This is a genomic window from Luteimonas pelagia, from assembly GCF_054776035.1.
Map to the genome: position 1 here is coordinate 74099 of NZ_BAAHCG010000001.1, position 18578 is coordinate 92676.

An 18578-nucleotide genomic window follows, 5' to 3' on the forward strand; every position below is an offset into this window, starting at 1 on the left:
GCTCAGGCGGCGTCGCTGGCCTCGATGGTGAAGCTCTCGCCGCAGCCGCACGCCTCGACGATGTTCGGGTTGTCGAACACGAACTGCTCGCCCAGGCCGACCTTGCGGAAGTCGATCCGCGTGCCGTCCACCAGCGGGAGGCTGGTGGCGTCGACGAGGATCCGCACGCCCTCGAACTCGAACACCGTGTCGCCGTCGCGCGGCTCGCGCGCAAGCTCGGCCACGTGCTGCCAGCCCGAGCACCCGGCCTTGCTCACGCCGAAGCGCAGGCCGAGCGCGGACGGCTCCTCCGCGAGGAAGCGGCGGACGCGGTCGAGGGCGGCGGGGGCGAGCGTGATGGCCATGGGGGATCCCTGTCGAACGACACCAATTATAAGGGCGCGCCCCACCATCCCAACCCCCCGCCACCCGAATCCTGTCGTCCCAACCTAGCCCTGTCGTCCCGAGCGCAGCGAGGGACCTGCTTTCCACGGCGCACCGCGAAGAGCGATGAAGCAGGTCCCTCGCTGCGCTCGGGACGACAGGGTGGGATGCGGGACGACAGGGTGGGAGTCGGTCGACAGGGTGGGAGGGTCGCTGCCCCGGCGGGGTCGGCGGTAGACTTGCCGGCTCCCAGATCGGCCCGGACGGGCAAGGAACCAGGGCATGACGGTGGTCAGCGTGCAGCACGCGCTCGCGGGCAAGGTCCCCGCCGGCGGCGAGGTCACGATCCGCGGCTGGGTGCGCACCCGCCGGGACTCGAAGGCCGGGCTGTCGTTCGTCAACGTCAGCGACGGCTCCGGGTTCGCCCCGATCCAGGTGGTCGCCCCGTCCACGCTGCCCAACTACGAGTCCGAGGTGAAGCACCTGACCGCCGGCTGCGCCGTCGTGGCGCGCGGCGAACTGGTGCCGTCGCAGGGCCAGGGCCAGTCGTTCGAGGTGCGCGCCGAGGCGATCGAGGTGGTGGGCTGGGTCGACGATCCGGAGACCTACCCGATCCAGCCCAAGGCCCACTCGCTGGAATTCCTGCGCGAGGTCGCGCACCTGCGCCCGCGGACCAACCTGTTCGGCGCGGTCACCCGCATCCGCCACTGCCTGGCGATGGCGGTGCACCGGTTCTTCCACGAGCACGGCTTCTACTGGATCAACACGCCGATCGTCTCGACCTCGGACGCCGAGGGCGCCGGGCAGATGTTCCGCATCTCCACGCTCGACCTGGCCAACCTGCCCCGCCGCGACGACGGCTCGGTGGACTTCTCGCGCGACTTCTTCGGCAAGGAGGCGTTCCTCACCGTCTCCGGCCAGCTCAACGTCGAGGCCTACTGCCTGGCGCTGAGCAAGGTCTACACCTTCGGCCCGACCTTCCGCGCCGAGAACTCCAACACGCCGCGCCACCTGGCCGAGTTCTGGATGATCGAGCCGGAGGTCGCCTTCGCCGACCTCGACGCGATCGCCACGCTGTCGGAGGACTTCCTCAAGTACCTGTTCCGCGCGGTGCTCGACGAGCGCGGCGACGACATGGCGTTCATCGCCGAGCGGGTGCAGAAGGACGCGGTGACGCGCCTGGAGACCTTCGTCAACGCGCCGTTCGAGCGCATCGACTACGGCGACGCCATCGCGCTGCTGCAGAAGTCGGGGCAGAAGTTCGAGTTCCCGGTCGAATGGGGCCTGGACCTGCAGACAGAGCACGAGCGCTGGCTCACCGAGCAGCACGTGGGTCGCCCGGTCGTGGTGACGAACTACCCCGAGCACATCAAGGCGTTCTACATGCGCCTGAACGACGACGGGAAGACGGTGGCGGCGATGGACGTCCTGGCCCCGGGCATCGGCGAGATCATCGGCGGCGCGCAGCGCGAGGAGCGGTTGGACCGGCTCGACGCGCGCATCGCCCAGTTCGGCCTGGACGTCGACCACTACCAGTGGTACCGCGACCTGCGCCGCTACGGCACGGTGCCGCACGCCGGCTTCGGCCTGGGCTTCGAGCGGCTGGTGGTCTACGTCGCGGGGCTGTCGAACATCCGCGACGCGATTCCGTATCCGCGCGCACCGGGCCTGGCGGAGTACTGAGGTGATCCTGTTCTTCTCGCTCGTCTGCCTGTCGATGGCGATCGCCGGCGCCACCGCGTTCGTGATCTTCTGGCCGCTCGCCCTCGTCCACCTGCGCGACCGGCACCCGGACCTGCAGGCACGGCTCGGCCCCGCCGCGTTCCTCAATCCGTCCGCGCTGGGCTGGCTGCTGGCCGGGCGCTACCGCGCGACCGGCGACCGCAGCCTGTCCGGGCTCGCGACGCCGGCGCGGATCTCGCTGCTGGTGATCCTCTCCGGGCTCGCGCTGGCCGGGCTGCTGTGGCTCTGGGCGATCGCGGTGGGCGCGGCATGAGCGAGGGCGACGGCGTGCAGTGGTGGCTGGCGACCCTCGGGCGCACGGTCGTGTGGGCGCGGCTGCGCGTGCGCGAGGCGGGCACCGCCGAGGTCTTCGACAGCGACGGCAACACCCTCCCCTACGACAGCGGGGACAGCGCCCGCGCCGCGCTGATGGACGCGGAGTTCGTCGCGTTCGACGGCCTCGACGAGGACGACGCGGCCGCGCGCGGCTTCGCGCTGGAGGAGCTGGCGCCGCCCACGGGCGAGGACGAGGGGGCGCTGCGGCCGCAGATGGTGCGCAAGCTGCCCGCGCGCCACTGACGCGCACGACACGTACGACAGAACCGGAGGCACGATGGACCTGGACCTGACCGGCAAGCATGCCCTCGTCTGCGGCGCGTCCGCGGGCATCGGTCGCGCCGCGGCGCACGAACTGGCGCTGCTCGGCGCGGACGTGACCGTGCTGGCACGGCGCGAGGACGCGCTCGCCGACGTCGCGGCGTCGCTGCCGAGCAAGGACGGCCAGCGCCACGGCCACGTGGCCGCCGACGTCGCCGACCACGCCACCCTCCGCGCCAAGGTCGAGGCGCTGGTCGCGGGCAAGCCGGTGCACGTGCTGGTCAACAACACCGCGGGGCCGCCGGGCGGCCCGCTCGCGGGTGCCGACGACGCGGCGATCATGGACGCGTTCTCGCGCCACCTGCGCGCCAACCACCTGCTTGTTCAGGCGGTGCTCCCCGGCATGCGCAGCATGGGCTGGGGCAGGATCGTCAACGTCGTCTCCACCTCGGTCCGCGAGCCGATCCCGGGCCTGGGCGTGTCGAACACGGTGCGTGGCGCGGTGGCCGGCTGGTCGAAGACCCTGTCGCGCGAACTGGCCGCGGACGGCATCACCGTGAACAACGTGCTGCCCGGTTTCACGCACACCGGGCGGATCGAGGAGATCGTCCGCAACCGCGCCGCGAAGGAATCCACCAGCGAGGACGCGGTCGAGGCGGCGATGCGGAAGACCGTGCCGGCAGGCCGGTTCGCCGAGCCCGCGGAGGTCGCCGCGGCGATCGCGTTCCTGTGCTCGCCGGCGGCCGCCTACATCAATGGGGTCTCGCTCGCGGTCGATGGCGGCCGCATGCAGTCGATCTGACCCCGCCCGCCCCCCCTTCCAGGGGCGGACCGACGGCGCGCCGGACGCGCCGCGGCGGTTAAGCTAGCCGGATGCAGGAGCTGCACCACGTCATCGACGGACAGTCCGTGCCCGCCGCCCGCGGCGCCTGGCGCGACGTGCACGATCCGGCGACCGGCCGGGTGGCCGCACGCCTGGCCGACGGCGACGCCAGCGACGTCGACGGGGCCGTCGCCGCCGCGCGCAAGGCGCTGCCGGCCTGGTCCGCACTGCCCAACTCGCAGCGCGCACGCTGGCTCGAGCGGCTGGCGCAGGCGCTCGAGGACCGGCTGGAAGCGTTCGCACACGCCGAGTCGCGCGACGGCGGCAAGCCCGTGCGCCTGGCGCGCGACGTGGAGATCCCTCGCGCGGTGGCCAACCTCCGCTTCTTCGCGCACGCCGCCACCCAGTTCGCGAGCGAGTCGCACCACGGCGAGGCCGGCCTGAACTACACGCTGCGCCCCCCGCTCGGCGTGGTCGCGACGATCTCCCCCTGGAACCTGCCGCTCTACCTGTTCACGTGGAAGATCGCCCCCGCGCTGGCCGCCGGGAACACGGTGGTGGCGAAGCCGTCGGAGGTCACCCCGGTGACCGCCACGATGCTGGCGGAACTGGCGGCGGAGATCGGGTTCCCCGCCGGCGTGCTCAACGTGGTGCACGGGGCCGGCCCGGACGTCGGGGAGCCGCTGGTGGTGCATCCGGACGTACGCGCGGTGTCCTTCACCGGCAGCACCGCGGTCGGCCGACGCATCGCGGGGCTCGCGGCGCCGATGCTCAAGAAGGTCTCGCTGGAGCTGGGCGGCAAGAACCCGACCCTGGTGTTCGCCGACAGCGACTGGCGCGACCACCTCGACACGCTGGTGCGCTCGGCGTTCCAGAACTCCGGCCAGATCTGCCTGTGCGGCTCGCGCATCCTGGTCGAACGCACGGTCTACGCCGAGGTCCGCGACGCGCTGGTCGAACGCGCGATCGCGCTCAGGGTGGGCGACCCGATCGACGAGGACACCCAGCTCGGCCCGCTGGTGTCGCAGGCGCACTTCGACAAGGTGGTCGCCGCCATCGCCCGCGTCCGGGAGGAAGGCGGGCGGATCCTGTGCGGCGGCCAGGTGCTCGACCGCCCCGGCTGGTTCGTGTCGCCCACGCTGGTGGACGGCCTCGGGCCGGACTGCGCCAGCAACCGCGAGGAGATCTTCGGGCCGGTCGCGACGCTGCAGCCGTTCGACGACGACGACCAGGCGCTGACGCTGGCGAACGCCGGCGACTACGGCCTGGCCGCCTCGGTCTGGACCCGCGACCTGGACCGCGCCCACCGCTTCGCCCGCGACCTGCGCGCCGGCATCGTCTGGATCAACGCCTGGCTCATGCGCGACCTGCGCACGCCGTTCGGCGGCATGGGGGCCTCCGGCCTCGGCCGCGAGGGCGGGATGGAGGCGATGCGGTTCTTCACCGAGCCGAGGAACATCGGGATCGCGCTTCCGGGCCCGTCGCGCCGAGACTGACCCATCGAAACAGCTTTCAAAACACTTTCCAATCTATTGATTTCAAATTCAAATGTCCTCGAACATAAAGTCACTTCTAGATCGCAACGCCGCCTGGGCCGACCGGGTGCAGGCCGAGGACCCGGGCTTCTTCGACCGCCTGTCCGGCCAGCAGGCGCCCGAATACCTGTGGATCGGGTGCTCGGACTCGCGCGTGCCGGCCAACCAGGTCGTCGACCTGATGCCGGGCGAGGTCTTCGTCCACCGCAACATCGCGAACGTGGTGGTCCACACCGACCTCAACTGCCTGTCGGTCATCCAGTTCGCGGTCGACGTGCTGAAGGTCAAGCACGTGATCGTCGTCGGCCACTACGGCTGCGGTGGCGTGCATGCCGCCCTGCACGGGGCGCGCGTGGGCCTGGCCGACAACTGGATCCGGCACGTGGGCGACGTCGCGGACAAGCACGGCGACTGGCTGCGCGCGATCGACTCGGCGGAGCTGCAGCACGACCGGCTGTGCGAGCTCAATGCGCTCGAGCAGGTCGCCAACGTCTGCCAGACCACCATCGTCCGCGACGCCTGGGCGCGCGGGCAGTCGCTGTCGGTCCATGGCTGGGTCTACACCCTCCGCGACGGCCGGGTGCATGACCTGGGCTTGGACGTGGACTCCCTCGAGTCGCTGGATCCCCAGTACGCGGCCGCCCTGGCGCGCATCCGCGAGGACCGGGAGGACCGCTGATGAGCGACCGCGTCTATCTCACCGACACCGCGCCGGCCCCGGTCGGCGCGTACCCGCATGCCCGCCGCGTCGGCGACCTGCTGTTCCTGTCCGGCATCGGCCCGCGCGACCCGAAGACCAACGGCGTGCCCGGCAACGTGCACGACGCGGAGGGGCGCCTGATCTCCTACGACATCGACCTGCAGGCCCGCGCGGTGATGGCGAACGTGCGCGCCGTGCTGGAGGCCAGCGGCGCGCGCTGGGAGGACCTGGTCGACGTCACCGTCTACCTCACCGACATGGTGCGCGACTTCAAGGGCTACAACGCCGTCTGGGCGGAGCATTTCCCGGACCCGGCCACCGCGCCGTGCCGCACCACGCTCGGCATCGACGCCCTGCCCACCCCGATCGCGATCGAACTCAAGTGCGTGGCGCGGGTCTCCGGCGACGCCTGACACACCCTGTAGGAGCGGGGCTCGCACCGCGATAGGCTCTCCCCCGCGAATCCACACGGCGCGGCATCGCGCCCCGAGGTGCGCTCCTGCAGGGGCGCACCGGCAATCCCGAGGTACCGCCATGCCCCTGCCCGCCCCCTTCAACCTCCAGGCGTGGATCGAGGAGCACCGCCACCTGCTCAAGCCCCCCGTGGGCAACAAGTGCATGTTCGACGGCGAGTTCATCGTCATGGCCGTGGGTGGCCCGAACCAGCGCACCGACTACCACTACGACGAGGGCGCGGAGTGGTTCCACCAGCTCGAGGGCGAGATGGTGCTCAAGGTGCAGGAGGACGGGGCGGTCCGCGACATCCCGATCCGCGCCGGCGAGACCTTCCTGCTGCCGCCGCGCGTGCCGCATTCGCCGCAGCGCATGGCCGGCAGCGTGGGCCTGGTGATCGAGCGCCGCCGGCTCGCCCACGAGCAGGACGGCCTGATGTGGTTCTGCGAGCGCTGCAACCACAAGCTGTACGAGGAGTTCTTCCACCTGCGCGACATCGAGAACGACTTCCCGCCGGTGTTCGACCGCTTCTACCGCTCGGACGACCACCGCACCTGCGGCGAATGCGGCCACCTCAACCCGCGCCCCGCGCGCTACGAGTCCGACCCGGATTCGCTCGCCGACATCACCTGACCGCGCGGACCCACGCATGCTCAAGATCGACATCCACGCCCACTACCTGCCGCGCGACTGGCCGGACCTGGCCGGCAAGTTCGGCGACAAGCGCTTCCCCGTGATCCACCACGGCGACGACGGCCGCCACCGGATCTACCGCGACGGCAAGTTCTTCCGCGAGATCTGGCCCAAGACCTGGGACGCAGGCATCCGCGTCGACGACTACGCGCGCTTCGGCGTGCAGGTGCAGGTGCTGTCCACGGTGCCGGTGATGTTCAGCTACTGGGCCAAGGGGCACCAGGCGCTGGAACTGCACGCCGCGCTCAACGACCACATGGCGCAGACCTGTCGCGACCACGCCCGGCACTACGCGGGCATCGGCACCGTGCCGCTGCAGTCGCCGCAGCTCGCGATCCGGGAACTGGAGCGCTGCGTCGACGAGCTCGGCCTGCAGGGCGTGCAGATCGGTTCGCACGTGCACGGGCCGGACGGCGCGCACTGGAACCTGGACGCGCCGGAACTGTTCCCGTTCTTCGAGGCCGCCGCCGACCTGGGCGCGGCGATCCTCGTGCACCCGTGGGACATGATGGGCACCGACACGATGCCCAAGTACTGGTTGCCCTGGCTGGTCGGCATGCCCGCCGAACAGTCGCGCGCGGCCTGCAGCCTGGTGTTCGGCGGCGTGCTGGAGCGCCTGCCGAAGCTGCGCGTGTGCATGGCGCACGGCGGTGGCAGCTTCCCCTACACGATCGGTCGCATCGAGCACGGCTTCAAGATGCGGCCGGACCTGGTGGCCACCGACAACCACCGCAACCCGCGCGAGTACCTCAAGCGCCTTTATTTCGACTCCTGGGTCGCCGACGACCTGGCCCTGCGCTACCTGCTCGACGTGGCCGGCGCCGACCGCGTGATGCTGGGCACGGACTATCCCTTCCCGCTCGGCGAGCAGGAACCCGGCGCCGGCATCGAGGCCCTGGGCCTGGACGAGGCCGAGCGCGCGCGCCTGTACCACGGCACCGCGCTCGAGTGGCTGGGGCTGCCCGCCTCGCGCTTCCAATGAACGACACGACCACCGATCCGATGACCGACCTGTTCTCCGACGCCCACGCCCGCGCGCTCGACGCCGGCGATCCGCTGCCGACCCTGCGCGGTGAATTCCACGTGCCGTGCCGCGACGGCGTCGAGCAGGCGTACTTCGTCGGCAACTCGCTGGGCCTGCAGCCGAAGTCGGCGCGGGCGGAGGTGGAGGAAGTGCTCGACATCTGGTCGATGGAGGCGGTCGAGGGCCACTTCCGCGGCCATTCGCAGTGGCTGGACTACCACGCGCTGCTGCGCGAGCCGCTCGCGCGGCTGGTGGGCGCGAAGCCACGGGAGGTCGTGGCGATGAACTCGCTCACCGCCAACCTGCACCTGATGATGGTCAGCTTCTACCGGCCCACCGTGGAACGGCCGGCGATCCTGATGGAGGCCGGCGCGTTCCCGTCCGACCGCTACGCGCTCGAGTCGCAGGTGCGCTTCCACGGCTTCGATCCCGGCGTGGACCTGGTCGAGCTCGAGCCCGACCTGCCCGGCGGCGTGTTCTCGCACGAGGCCATCGAAGCGAAGATCGCGGAACTCGGCCCCCGCCTGGCGCTGCTGCTGTGGCCGGGCGTGCAGTACCGCACGGGCCAGGCCTTCGACCTCGCGCGTTTGGCGCGCGCCGCACGCGACGCCGGCGCCATCGCCGGCTTCGACCTCGCGCACGCGGTGGGCAACCTCGACCTCGCGCTCCACGATTCGGGCGCCGACTTCTCCGTCTGGTGCCACTACAAGTACTGCAACAGCGGGCCGGGCGCGGTTGCCGGCTGCTTCGTGCACGAACGCCACGCCCGCACCGACCGGCCACGGCTCGCGGGCTGGTGGGGCCACGAGCTCGAGAGCCGTTTCCGCATGGGCCCGGACTTCCGCCCGACGCCGGGCGCGGACGGCTGGCAGCTCAGCAATCCGCCCATCCTCGCGCTGGCGCCGTTGCGCGCCTCGCTCGGGGTGTTCGACCGGGCCGGGATGACGGCGCTGCGGGCGAAGTCGCAGCGGCTGACCGGCTACCTCCAGGCGCTGATCGACACCGGCCTGTCCGGCGTGCTCGACGTCTCCACGCCACGCGAACCCGAACAGCGCGGCGCGCAGCTCTCGATCCGCGTAGTGGGTGGCCGCGAGGCCGGCCGTGCCCTGTTCGAATTCCTGTCGGCCCGCGGGGTGCTGGGCGACTGGCGCGAGCCGGACGTGATCCGGATCTCCCCCGCCCCGCTCTACAACACCCACGCCGACGTGCTGCGCTTCGCGCGCACCGTGGCCGAATGGCGCGACGCGGCATGACGCGCGACCGGTCGCTGACCATCGTGGGCGCGGGCCTGGCCGGCGCCCTGCTGGCCACCCTGCTCGCCCGCCGGGGCTTCTCCGTCGACGTGTTCGAGCGCCGCGGCGATCCGCGCCTGGCGGGCTATGCCGGCGGGCGCTCGATCAACCTCGCGCTCGCCGAGCGCGGCCTGCACGCCCTGCGCGAAGCGGGCGCCGCCGACGCCGTGCTGCGGCAGGCCGTGATGATGCGCGGCCGGATGGTCCACTTTGCGGACGGCCGCCAGCAGCTGCAGCGCTACGGGCGCGACGACAGCGAGGTGATCTGGTCGGTCAGCCGCGGCGAGCTCAACATCACGCTGCTCGACGCCGCCGAAGCCGCCGGCGCCCGCCTGCACTTCGACCAGCGCCTGCACACGGTCGACTTCGACGCCAGCCAGGCGCGGTTCGTCGACGACCGCAGCGGCACCGTCCATGCGCACGAATTCACCGCCCTGCTGGGGGCGGACGGCGCCGGTTCGGCGGTGCGCGAGGCGATGGCCGACCGCATCGAGCTGGGCGAACGCCATGAACCCCTCGGCCACGGCTACAAGGAACTCGAGATCCCGCCGTCCCCGGATGGCGGCTTCCGCATCGAGCCCAACGCCCTGCACATCTGGCCACGCGGCGGCTACATGTGCATCGCGCTGCCGAACGACGAGCGCACCTTCACGGTGACGCTGTTCCTGCCCAACCATGCGCGGCCCGCGGCCGGCGAGCCCGGCTTCGACACCGTGCGCACCGGCGCCGACGTGCGCGCCCTGTTCGAGCGCGACTTCGCCGACGCGCTGCCCCTGATCCCGGCACTGGAGGCCGACTTCGACCGCAACCCGGTCGGCACCCTCGGCACCCTGTACCTGGACGCCTGGTCCCTCGGCGGCCAGGCGGTGCTGCTGGGAGACGCGGCGCACGCGATGGTGCCGTTCCACGGCCAGGGCATGAACTGCGCGTTCGAGGACTGCACGGCGCTCGCGCGCCACATGGAGGCGCAGCGCGACCTGGCCGCCGCCTTCGCCGCGTTCGAGGCCGAGCGCCTGCCGAACGCGCGGGCGATCCAGGCGATGGCGCTGGAGAACTACATCGAGATGCGCGACCGCGTCGACGACGCGGACTTCCTGCTGCAGCGCGCCCTGGAACGCGAGCTGGCGGCGCGCCATCCCGACCGCTTCGTGCCCCGCTACGCGATGGTGACGTTCCGGCGCCTACCCTACGCGACCGCGTTCGAGCGCGGCCGGGTGCAGCGCGACCTGCTGGTCGAGGCGACGCGTGGGCGCGACTCGCTCGACGCCGTCGACCGCGCGTGGCTCGACGCGGAAGTCGAACGCCGCCTGCCGCCGCTGCCCGTCGAATGACGCCCGGCCAACCCCTGTCGTCCCGAGCGCAGCGAGGGACCTGCTTTTCGCTCTCATGGCCAGGAAGCAGGTCCCTCGCTGCGCTCGGGACGACAGCGATGGCGGGGGTGGTGGCGTAGTGGCGGCGTCGTTCCTCTTCTACGACCTGGAGACCTTCGGGTCGGACCCGCGCACCAGCCGGATCGCACAGTTCGCCGCGATCCGCACGAACGAGGCGCTCGAGGAGATCGAGCCGCCGACCAACGTCCTCGTCCGGCCCGCCGACGACCTGCTCCCCTCCCCCGGCGCGACCCTGGTCACCGGCATCACGCCGCAGCGCGCGGCGCGCGAGGGCGTCAACGAGGCCGACGCCTTCGCGGTGATCGCCGAGGCGATGTCCCGGCCGAACACGTGCAGCCTGGGCTACAACTCGCTGCGCTTCGACGACGAGTTCGTGCGCCACGGGCTGTACCGCAACTTCCACGAGCCGTATGAGCGCGAGTGGCGCGGCGGCAACTGCCGCTGGGACCTGCTGGACGCGCTGCGGCTGATGCACGCGCTCCGGCCCGACGGCATCGAATGGCCGGCACGCGAGGACGGCCAGGGCACCAGTTTCAAGCTCGAGCACCTGGCCACCGCCAACGGCGTGCGCGTGGGCGACGCGCACGAGGCGCTGTCGGACGTGCGCGCGCTGATCGGCCTGGCGCGCCTGTTCCGCCAGGCCCAGCCACGGCTGTGGGACTACGCGCTGAAGCTGCGCGACAAGCGCCACTGCGGCGGGCTGCTCGACGTGGCCGCGATGACGCCGGTCCTGCACGTGTCCAACCGCTATCCCGCGTCGCGCCGCTGCGCCGCGCCGGTGGTCCCGATCGCCCGGCATCCGCGCATCGACAGCCGGGTGATCGTCCTGGACCTCGACCCCTCGCCCGACGCCGTGCTGAAACTGGCGCCCGACGAGATCGCGGACCGCGTCTTCGTCCGTGCCGCAGACCTGCCCGAGGGCGTCGCGCGGATCCCGCTCAAGGAAGTGCACCTCAACCGGTGCCCTGCCCTGGTGCCCTGGCAGCACCTGCGCGCCGCGGATTTCGCCCGGCTGGGGATCGACCCGGACCGGGTCGAGGCCCATGCCGCGCGACTGCGCGCCGCCGGCCCCGCGCTGGCCGAGAAGGTCCGCCGGGTCTTCGCCCGCGAGGATGCGCGGGAACCCGGCGACGTCGACGGCGCACTGTACGGTGCCTTCCTCGCCGACGGCGACAAGCGGAAGCTCGCCGACGTCCGCGCCACGCCGCCGCACCTGCTGGGCGCGCGCGACTTCGGCTTCTCCGACCCGCGCCTGCCCGAGCTGCTGTTCCGCTACCGGGCGCGCAACTGGCCCGACAGCCTGTCGCAGCCCGAGCGCACCCGCTGGGACGACTTCCGCCGCCACCGCCTCGGGGGTGACGACCGCGACCTGGCCGAGCACGGCTTCCCGCGGTTCGACGCCGAACTGGCGGCGATGCGCGCGGCCCATGCCGGCGACGGCCCCCGGCTGGCCCTCCTCGACCAGCTGCAGGCCTGGCGCAACACCCTCCACGCCGACCTCTTCCCCTCCTCGCCGTAGGCGCGCGCCTGCGCGCGCGATGCCTGCGCGGGCAAACCGATCGCGCCTGTAGAGGCGCTCCTACGGTGGGCAACGCGCGCCGCGCCCCGTAGGAGCGCGCCTACGCGCGCGATGGCGCCCGCGCCGGCGGGTCGATCAATGCCCGGCGAACCCCACCCGGTGACGCGGCGCGTGATCGCTCCTGCAGATGTGCGCCTGCGGGGGTATTGCCGCCGGGATGCCCGGCGACTAGCGTCGGCCCATGCCCACGTACTTCACCGACGCCGCGTTCCGCTTCCTGCGCGGGCTCGCCCGGCACAACGAGCGCGCCTGGTTCCAGGACCACAAGGCGCAGTACGAGGCGCACGTGCGCGCGCCGTTCCAGCACCTGCTCGGCGACCTCCAGCCGGCGCTCACCGCCATCAGCCCGCACTACCACGCCGACCCAAGCACGGTCGGCGGCTCGCTGTTCCGGATCCAGCGCGACACGCGGTTCTCGGGCGACAAGGCGCCGTACAAGCCCTGGCAGGGCGCGCGGCTGTTCCACGAGCGCCGCCGCGAGGTGGCGACACCCTCCTTCTACGTCCACCTGCAGCCCGGCGGCTGCTTCATCGGCGCCGGCCTCTGGCACCCGGACACGCCCACCCAGCGGCGCGTGCGCCAGTTCATCGTCGACAACCCGGCCGCATGGAAGGCGACCGCCCATGCGCCCGCCTTCCGGCGCCGCTTCGACCGCGACGACCGGGAGATGCTGGTGCGACCGCCACGCGGCTTCCCGCCGGACTTCGCGTTCATCGACGACCTGCGCCACCGCAACTTCGTCGCGCGGCGCCCGCTCGACGACGACCTGTTCACCTCGCCCCGGCTGCGCCCGACGATCGAGCGCGACCTCGCGGCGCTCGCGCCGTTCGTCGACTACCTCTGCGCCTCGCTCGACCTGCCATTCTGATCCTCGCGGCCGACGCGCGTCCATGCCGCCGCGGCCTACCTGCCCGCCCGCAACACGGAAGCACCGAATGAAGAAGCTGGCCGCCCTCCTGCTCGTCGTGGTCGTCGCCCTCGCCGGCTGGATCGCCGCCGGCCCGTTCCTCACGGTCAATGCCATCCGCGACGCGGTGGAAGCGAAGGACGCGGCGGCCCTGTCGCGCGAAGTCGACTTCCCGGCCGTGCGCGCCAGCCTGAAGGCGCAGCTCAACGACCACATGGTGCGCAAGGCGGGCCCGCGCATGCAGTCCGGGCTGTTCGGCGCGTTCGCGCTGCGCGTGGGCGGCATGGCCGTGGACGCGGCGGTCGACGCGATGGTCACGCCGATGGGCCTGGCGGCGGTGATGGAGGGCCGCAAGGTCTGGGACACGGTGGACGAGGGCGTCGCGGGGCCCGACGTCGCGCCCCGCACGGGTGCGCCGGCGGCGCCGCGCGAGCGCGCACTGCGCGACCCCGAGTACCGCATCGAGTCGCCTTCCCGCGTCACCGCCACCGTGCTCGACGAGGACGGTCGCCCGCTCACCTTCGTGCTGACGCGGCAGGGGCTGGACTGGCGCCTGACCGACATCCGGCTGCCCCTCGGGGACGCGCCCGCGCCCTGACGTGGCCCGCCGCTACTCGTTCGCCACCCCGTGCGGCACGTGGCCGGCCGCGACCAGGTCGCGGGCCGACACGATGTTGTGCTCGGAATCGTCGAAGAAGATGTCCGCGCCGAAGGCCTCCAGGAAGGGGCCCTTCGGCGCACCGCCCAGGAACAGCGCCTCGTCCAGCCGCACGCCCCACTCGCGCAGGGTGCGGATGACGCGTTCGTGCGCCGGCGCCGAGCGCGCCGTGACCAGCGCGGTGCGGATCGGCGCGTCCTCGCCGGGCGGGAACGCCGACTGCAGGCGCTGCAGGGCATCCAGGAACCCGCGGAACGGGCCGCCGGATAGCGGCTCGCGCGCCCTCGCCCGCTCGTTGCGCGCGAACGCGGCCAGGCCCTCGGTGCGCGACACGCGCTCGGACTCGTCGCCGAACAGCACCGCGTCGCCGTCGAAGGCGATGCGCAGCTGGTCGTGCCGCGACTGGCGCGCGGCCGCCGGCAGGATCGCGGCCGCGGCGACGCCCGCCGCCAGCGCGTTGCCGACATCCTCGGCATGCGTGGACAGGAACAGGTCGGCGCCGAACGGCCGGATGTACGGGTACGGCGCCGCGCCGTTGGAGAAGGCCGCGCGGCGGATGCCGAGCCCGTGGTGCTGGATCGAATTGAAGATGCGAAGCCCGGTGTCGGCCGAGTTGCGCGAGATCAGGATCACCTCGACCCGCGGCGCCGGTTCGCCGTCCGGGCCCGTGGGCGCGCCGTCGTTGAGCGCCAGCAGCTTGCGCACCAGGGGGAACGCGACGCCGGGTGCCAGCAGGTCCTCCTCGTGGTCGCGCTGGAAGGCGGCGTAGGCCGCCAGGCCCTCGCGTTCGAACAGGGCGTGGCTGTCCTCCATGTCGAACAGCGCGCGCGAGGAGATCGCGACGACCAGCGGATCGACCGGGTCGGCGGCGTGGATGGACGTGGGCGCGGCACCGGGCATGGCGACAGTATCGGCCGCGCGGGTCGCACGGGTCGAGACACCGGCGCCGGGCCGCGCCTCAGGCAACGAACTGCTCGCTGAGGATCCGCTCCTCGAGGTTGTGCTCGGGGTCGAAGAGCAGCGTGACGGTCCGCTCGCGGGACTCCCGGATGGTGACTTCCACGACGTCGCGGACTTCATGGGAGTCCGCCGTCGCGCTCACCGGCCGCTTGTACGGGTCGAGCACGCGGAACTTCACTTCCGTGTCCGCGCGCAGCAGCGCGCCGCGCCAGCGGCGGGGGCGGAACGGGGCGATCGGGGTCAAGGCGATCACGCTCGAGCCCAGCGGCAGGATCGGCCCGTGGGCGGAGTAGTTGTAGGCGGTGCTGCCGGCGGGGGTGGCGACCATCACGCCGTCCGCGATCAGTTCGTCCAGCCGCGGCTTGCCGTTGAGCTCGATCGACAGGTGCGCGGCCTGGCGCGTCTGGCGCAGCAGCGACACCTCGTTGTAGGCCAGCGATCCGGTGCTCGCGCCGGATTCGCCCATCGCCACCATCTCCAGCGGCCGCAGGATCGCCGGTTCGGCCGAGTGCAGGCGTTCCACGAGCGTCTCTTCGCTGTGCTGGTTCATGAGGAAGCCGACGCCGCCATGCTTCATGCCGTAGACCGGCTTGCCCAGCGCGCCATGCCGGTGCAGCGTCTGCAGCATGAAGCCGTCGCCGCCGAGCGCGACGAGGACGTCCGCGTCCTCGGGCGCATGCTGGCCATGCCGCTTCGCGAGCGCGTCCAACGACTGGCGCGCGCCATCGGCGGGGCTGGCCAGGAAAGCGATGCGCGGCGTCTTCTCCATCCGGTCGGATCCTCGGGCGTCGGCAGCGGGAGGATAACGCGCGCCCCGGTGTGCATACTGCTGCCTTTCGCCCCGGAGGCCCGCCGTGCCGCGCATCCTGCCCGCCCTTGCCGCCCTCGCCTGCCTGTCCGGCGTCGCCCTCGCGCAGTCCGCGGTCCCGCCCGCCTCCAAGCCGGAACTGCATGCGATCGCGACCGCGCCCTCGGCCGAGCGGATCGAGGCGGACATCCGCCGGCTGGTCGCGTTCGGCACGCGCCACACGGCCTCGGAGACGGAATCGGACACGCGCGGCATCGGCGCGGCCCGGCGCTGGATCTTCGCCGAGTTCGAGCGGATCTCGGCCGCCTGCGGCGGCTGCCTGGAGGTGCGCTACTCGCGGGCGGTCGTGTCCGGGGAAGAGCGCATCCCGGACCCCGTCGAGGTGGTGAGCGTCATCGCGATCCAGCGCGGCACCGCGGACCCCGGCCGGCACGTGCTGATGAGCGGCGACATCGACTCGCGCGTGAGCGACGTGATGGACGCCACCTCGGACTCGCCGGGCGCGAACGACAACGCCTCGGGCGTGGCCGGCGCCCTGGAGGCAGCCCGCGTGCTCACGAAGTACCGGTTCCCCGGCACGATCGTCTATGCCGCGCTCGCCGGCGAGGAACAGGGCCTGTTCGGCGGCAAGATCCTCGCGGAGGAAGCGAAGGCCGCCGGCTGGCGCATCGAGGCCGTGCTCAACAACGACATGATCGGCAACATCGCCGGCATCAACGGCGTGGTGGACAACACCACCGCCCGCGTCTTCTCCGAGGGCACGCGCGTGACCGAAACGCCCGACGAGGCGCGGGCGCGGCGCTTCACCGGCGGCGAGGTCGATTCGCCCAGCCGCAACCTCGCGCGCTACATCGACCGCATGGCCGACGCCTACGTGCCGAACCTGGACACGATGATGGTCTACCGGCTGGACCGCTTCGGCCGCGGCGGCCACCACCGCCCCTTCAACGACGTCGGCTGGCCGGCGGTCCGGATCATGGAGACCAACGAGCACTACGACCGCCAGCACCAGGACCTGCGCACCGAGGACGGGCGCGCCTACGGCGACACGATCGGGGGCGTGGACTTCGACTATGCGGCGAAGCTGACCGCGCTCAACGCCGTGAGCCTGGCCGGCATGGCGTGGGCGCCGCCGCCGCCCGCGGACGTCACGATCGAGGGCGCGGTCAGCCCGGACACGACGCTGAAGTGGTCGCGGCCGCCGGCCTCGCAGGCGCCGAACCTCGCCGGCTACCGGGTCTACTGGCGGCTCACGACCGAGCCGCAGTGGACGCGCAGCGTCTACGTCGGCGACGTCACCGAGCACACGCTGGAGAACGTGGTCATCGACAACTACTTCTTCGGCGTGGCCGCGGTGGCGAAGGACGGCACCGAGAGCCCGGTCGTGTTCCCCGGCGCCGCCGGCAGCTTCGGCGGCTACTGACCCGCGCCCCGTAGAAGCGCCTCTACAGGCCCGAACGGCGTGCCACGCAACCTGCCGCCCCGTGGCCGTCATTCCGGCGCAGGCCGGAATCCAGCTTCCGTGGCGCCGGATCCAATCGCGCGCGTAGGCGCGCGCCTACGGAGGGTGCGCACCAAGACGCGGGCGGTGCCTCAGACGGCCTGGCCGCAGGCGTGGCCGGAGGCCCAGGCCCACTGGAAGTTGTAGCCGCCGAGCCAGCCGGTGACGTCCACCACCTCGCCGATGAAGTACAGGCCCGGCACGCGCGTGGATTCCATCGTCGATGACGACAGCTCGCGCGTGTCCACGCCGCCTAGGGTGACCTCCGCGGTCCGGTAGCCCTCGGTGCCGCTGGCGGTGACCGGCCAGGCCGCGAGCACGGCGGCGACCTCGTCCATTTCGCGTGGCGTGAACTGTTTCAGCGGTCGGTCCGACAGCCAGTGCTCGCACAGCCGCTGGGCGAAACGCTTGGGCAGCCACTCCGACAGCACGGTGCGCAATGCCGCGTCAGGGCGGGACCGTTGCAGGGCCCGCAGGTCCGACGCCGGGTCCCGGCCGGGCAGCAGGTCGATCGCGAGCGCCTCGCCCGGCTCCCAGTAGTTCGACACCTGCAGGATCGCCGGACCGCTGAGCCCGCGATGCGTCAGCAGCATGTCGTGGGCGAAGGCCGCGCCGTCGGCGCGGGCTTCCACGGGCAACGCGATCCCGCTCAGCCCGTCGATGCGTTCCAGGTGCGTGCCGCTCAGGGTCAGCGGCACCAGTCCCGCGCGCAGCGGCAGCACCGCGTGGCCGAAGCGTCGCGCGAGGTCGTGGCCGAACCCGGTCGCGCCCATGCGCGGGATCGACAGCCCGCCGCTGGCGACCACCAGCCGTTCTGCATGCACGCGTCCCGCGGACGTCCGCACCGCGAACCGGCCGTCCTCCGCGTGCTCCACCGATTCCACCAGGCAGCGCGTCTCCACGCGCACGCCGGCGGTGGCGCATTCGTCCAGCAGCATCGCCACGATCTGCTTCGAACTGTCGTCGCAGAACAGCTGGCCGAGTTCCTTCTCGTGGTAGGCGATCCCGTGCCGCTCCACCATCTCGATGAAGTGCCACGGCGTGTAGCGCGCCAGCGCCGACTTGCAGAAATGCGGGTTCGCGGACAGGAAGTTGCCGGGGCCCGCGCCGGTGTTGGTGAAGTTGCACCGCCCGCCGCCGGACATGAGGATCTTCTTGCCGACGCGCTCGGCGTGCTCGACGACCATGGCGCGACGGCCGCGGCCACCCGCCACCAGCGCGCACATCAGGCCGGCGGCACCGCCACCGATGACCAGCACGTCCACGTCGATCCGCACCCGCGGTGCCCCTCCGCCGCGCACCGCGGCCTTCCATCACGAAGCGTGCATTGTCACCTGTCGTCTCGAGCGCAGCGAGGGACCTGCTTTTGCCTCGATCGGCGCGGGCGGCCGGGAACAAGAGCAGGTCCCTCGCTTCGCTCGGGACGACAGGGGCGCTCGGGACGACAGGGGCGCTTGGGAGGACGGGTAGCGGGACGATGGGGGCTTTGGAGGGTGCGCCGATGGTTCGCCCCAGTGCGATTCGTTATCATTTGCGCGCCCGGCAACGCACCCGCCGCGTGGCCTCCCCCGA

At 72.2% G+C, this 18578-nt stretch carries 19 protein-coding genes; 15 read left to right on the forward strand and 4 right to left on the reverse strand.

Translation table 11 applies throughout. From position 1 onward, the window contains the following. Nucleotides 1-2 precede the first annotated feature (2 nt). Complete coding sequence (locus ACYU7H_RS00320) at nt 3-344, reverse strand: HesB/IscA family protein (RefSeq protein ID WP_460811558.1); 342 nt, start codon at nt 342-344, stop codon at nt 3-5. Nucleotides 345-645: 301 nt separating this feature from the next. Here ACYU7H_RS00320 and asnS point away from each other — a divergent pair, with 301 nt between their 5' ends. The 14 genes from asnS to ACYU7H_RS00390 all read left to right on the forward strand — a co-directional run bounded on the left by asnS (nt 646) and on the right by ACYU7H_RS00390 (nt 13677). After that, a complete protein-coding gene (gene asnS, locus ACYU7H_RS00325; RefSeq protein ID WP_460811559.1) occupies nt 646-2046 on the forward strand; it encodes an asparagine--tRNA ligase in 1401 nt (466 codons plus the stop codon). Nucleotide 2047: 1 nt separating this feature from the next. Continuing rightward, nucleotides 2048-2359: a hypothetical protein gene (locus tag ACYU7H_RS00330; protein WP_460811561.1), complete on the forward strand. Its 312-nt coding sequence runs from the start codon at nt 2048-2050 to the stop codon at nt 2357-2359. Further along, nucleotides 2356-2664: a hypothetical protein gene (locus ACYU7H_RS00335; RefSeq protein WP_460811563.1), complete on the forward strand. Its 309-nt coding sequence runs from the start codon at nt 2356-2358 to the stop codon at nt 2662-2664. Before ACYU7H_RS00330 ends, ACYU7H_RS00335 begins: the two co-directional genes overlap by 4 nt. A 34-nt stretch (nt 2665-2698) precedes the next feature. After that, nucleotides 2699-3484 carry an SDR family oxidoreductase gene (locus ACYU7H_RS00340; RefSeq protein ID WP_460811565.1) on the forward strand — a complete coding sequence of 262 codons (786 nt, stop codon included), beginning with the start codon at nt 2699-2701 and terminating at the stop codon, nt 3482-3484. Between the two features lie 71 nt (nt 3485-3555). Next, nucleotides 3556-5001, forward strand: a complete 1446-nt coding sequence (locus ACYU7H_RS00345; RefSeq protein WP_460811567.1) for an aldehyde dehydrogenase — start codon at nt 3556-3558, stop codon at nt 4999-5001. A 52-nt stretch (nt 5002-5053) separates the two neighbouring features. After that, nucleotides 5054-5719 (forward strand): carbonate dehydratase, encoded by a 666-nt coding sequence (can, locus tag ACYU7H_RS00350; RefSeq protein ID WP_460811569.1) that lies wholly within the window; start codon nt 5054-5056, stop codon nt 5717-5719. Next, nucleotides 5719-6153 (forward strand): RidA family protein, encoded by a 435-nt coding sequence (locus ACYU7H_RS00355; protein WP_460811570.1) that lies wholly within the window; start codon nt 5719-5721, stop codon nt 6151-6153. The genes can and ACYU7H_RS00355 overlap by 1 nt, the downstream gene beginning before the upstream one ends. A 121-nt stretch (nt 6154-6274) precedes the next feature. Further along, nucleotides 6275-6826: a 3-hydroxyanthranilate 3,4-dioxygenase gene (locus ACYU7H_RS00360; RefSeq protein WP_460811572.1), complete on the forward strand. Its 552-nt coding sequence runs from the start codon at nt 6275-6277 to the stop codon at nt 6824-6826. 16 nt (nt 6827-6842) lie between these two features. Next, nucleotides 6843-7868 carry an amidohydrolase family protein gene (locus ACYU7H_RS00365; protein ID WP_460811573.1) on the forward strand — a complete coding sequence of 342 codons (1026 nt, stop codon included), beginning with the start codon at nt 6843-6845 and terminating at the stop codon, nt 7866-7868. Between the two features lie 20 nt (nt 7869-7888). After that, the gene (gene kynU, locus ACYU7H_RS00370) at nt 7889-9163 is read left to right on the forward strand and encodes a kynureninase (protein ID WP_460813009.1); all 1275 of its coding nucleotides are present in this window, start codon (nt 7889-7891) and stop codon (nt 9161-9163) included. Continuing rightward, nucleotides 9160-10533 carry an FAD-dependent oxidoreductase gene (locus ACYU7H_RS00375; RefSeq protein ID WP_460813010.1) on the forward strand — a complete coding sequence of 458 codons (1374 nt, stop codon included), beginning with the start codon at nt 9160-9162 and terminating at the stop codon, nt 10531-10533. The genes kynU and ACYU7H_RS00375 overlap by 4 nt, the downstream gene beginning before the upstream one ends. A 118-nt stretch (nt 10534-10651) precedes the next feature. Then, nucleotides 10652-12112 carry an exodeoxyribonuclease I gene (gene sbcB / locus ACYU7H_RS00380; protein ID WP_460811575.1) on the forward strand — a complete coding sequence of 487 codons (1461 nt, stop codon included), beginning with the start codon at nt 10652-10654 and terminating at the stop codon, nt 12110-12112. 241 nt (nt 12113-12353) lie between these two features. Continuing rightward, nucleotides 12354-13040, forward strand: coding sequence for a DUF2461 domain-containing protein (locus tag ACYU7H_RS00385; RefSeq protein ID WP_460811576.1), 687 nt, complete (start codon nt 12354-12356; stop codon nt 13038-13040). A 67-nt stretch (nt 13041-13107) separates the two neighbouring features. Beyond that, nucleotides 13108-13677 carry a DUF2939 domain-containing protein gene (locus ACYU7H_RS00390; protein ID WP_460811578.1) on the forward strand — a complete coding sequence of 190 codons (570 nt, stop codon included), beginning with the start codon at nt 13108-13110 and terminating at the stop codon, nt 13675-13677. A 12-nt stretch (nt 13678-13689) separates the two neighbouring features. On the opposite strand, the gene ACYU7H_RS00395 is transcribed toward ACYU7H_RS00390, so the two are convergent. Further along, the gene (locus ACYU7H_RS00395) at nt 13690-14637 is read right to left on the reverse strand and encodes a 5'-nucleotidase (protein WP_460811579.1); all 948 of its coding nucleotides are present in this window, start codon (nt 14635-14637) and stop codon (nt 13690-13692) included. 58 nt (nt 14638-14695) lie between these two features. Then, nucleotides 14696-15466, reverse strand: a complete 771-nt coding sequence (locus ACYU7H_RS00400) for an NAD kinase (protein WP_460811580.1) — start codon at nt 15464-15466, stop codon at nt 14696-14698. Nucleotides 15467-15551: 85 nt separating this feature from the next. On the opposite strand from ACYU7H_RS00400, the gene ACYU7H_RS00405 reads away from it, so the two are divergent. Further along, the gene (locus ACYU7H_RS00405) at nt 15552-16928 is read left to right on the forward strand and encodes a M28 family metallopeptidase (RefSeq protein WP_460811582.1); all 1377 of its coding nucleotides are present in this window, start codon (nt 15552-15554) and stop codon (nt 16926-16928) included. Nucleotides 16929-17098: 170 nt separating this feature from the next. Here the strand turns inward: ACYU7H_RS00405 and ACYU7H_RS00410 are convergent, their stop codons facing one another. Then, entirely contained in the window at nt 17099-18283 is a 1185-nt protein-coding gene (locus ACYU7H_RS00410) for a BaiN/RdsA family NAD(P)/FAD-dependent oxidoreductase (RefSeq protein ID WP_460811584.1), read from the reverse strand. Nucleotides 18284-18578: the final 295 nt, after the last annotated feature.

Excerpts from the sequence above, each read along its gene's own strand:
- ACYU7H_RS00320 (WP_460811558.1), bottom strand. The coding sequence starts at position 344 with ATGGCCATCACGCTCGCCCCCGCCGCCCTCGACCGCGTCCGCCGCTTC.
- asnS (WP_460811559.1), top strand. The coding sequence starts at position 646 with ATGACGGTGGTCAGCGTGCAGCACGCGCTCGCGGGCAAGGTCCCCGCC.
- ACYU7H_RS00335 (WP_460811563.1), top strand. The coding sequence starts at position 2,356 with ATGAGCGAGGGCGACGGCGTGCAGTGGTGGCTGGCGACCCTCGGGCGC.
- ACYU7H_RS00340 (WP_460811565.1), top strand. The coding sequence starts at position 2,699 with ATGGACCTGGACCTGACCGGCAAGCATGCCCTCGTCTGCGGCGCGTCC.
- ACYU7H_RS00345 (WP_460811567.1), top strand. The coding sequence starts at position 3,556 with ATGCAGGAGCTGCACCACGTCATCGACGGACAGTCCGTGCCCGCCGCC.
- can (WP_460811569.1), top strand. The coding sequence starts at position 5,054 with ATGTCCTCGAACATAAAGTCACTTCTAGATCGCAACGCCGCCTGGGCC.
- ACYU7H_RS00355 (WP_460811570.1), top strand. The coding sequence starts at position 5,719 with ATGAGCGACCGCGTCTATCTCACCGACACCGCGCCGGCCCCGGTCGGC.
- ACYU7H_RS00360 (WP_460811572.1), top strand. The coding sequence starts at position 6,275 with ATGCCCCTGCCCGCCCCCTTCAACCTCCAGGCGTGGATCGAGGAGCAC.
- ACYU7H_RS00365 (WP_460811573.1), top strand. The coding sequence starts at position 6,843 with ATGCTCAAGATCGACATCCACGCCCACTACCTGCCGCGCGACTGGCCG.
- kynU (WP_460813009.1), top strand. The coding sequence starts at position 7,889 with ATGACCGACCTGTTCTCCGACGCCCACGCCCGCGCGCTCGACGCCGGC.
- ACYU7H_RS00375 (WP_460813010.1), top strand. The coding sequence starts at position 9,160 with ATGACGCGCGACCGGTCGCTGACCATCGTGGGCGCGGGCCTGGCCGGC.
- ACYU7H_RS00385 (WP_460811576.1), top strand. The coding sequence starts at position 12,354 with ATGCCCACGTACTTCACCGACGCCGCGTTCCGCTTCCTGCGCGGGCTC.
- ACYU7H_RS00390 (WP_460811578.1), top strand. The coding sequence starts at position 13,108 with ATGAAGAAGCTGGCCGCCCTCCTGCTCGTCGTGGTCGTCGCCCTCGCC.
- ACYU7H_RS00395 (WP_460811579.1), bottom strand. The coding sequence starts at position 14,637 with ATGCCCGGTGCCGCGCCCACGTCCATCCACGCCGCCGACCCGGTCGAT.
- ACYU7H_RS00400 (WP_460811580.1), bottom strand. The coding sequence starts at position 15,466 with ATGGAGAAGACGCCGCGCATCGCTTTCCTGGCCAGCCCCGCCGATGGC.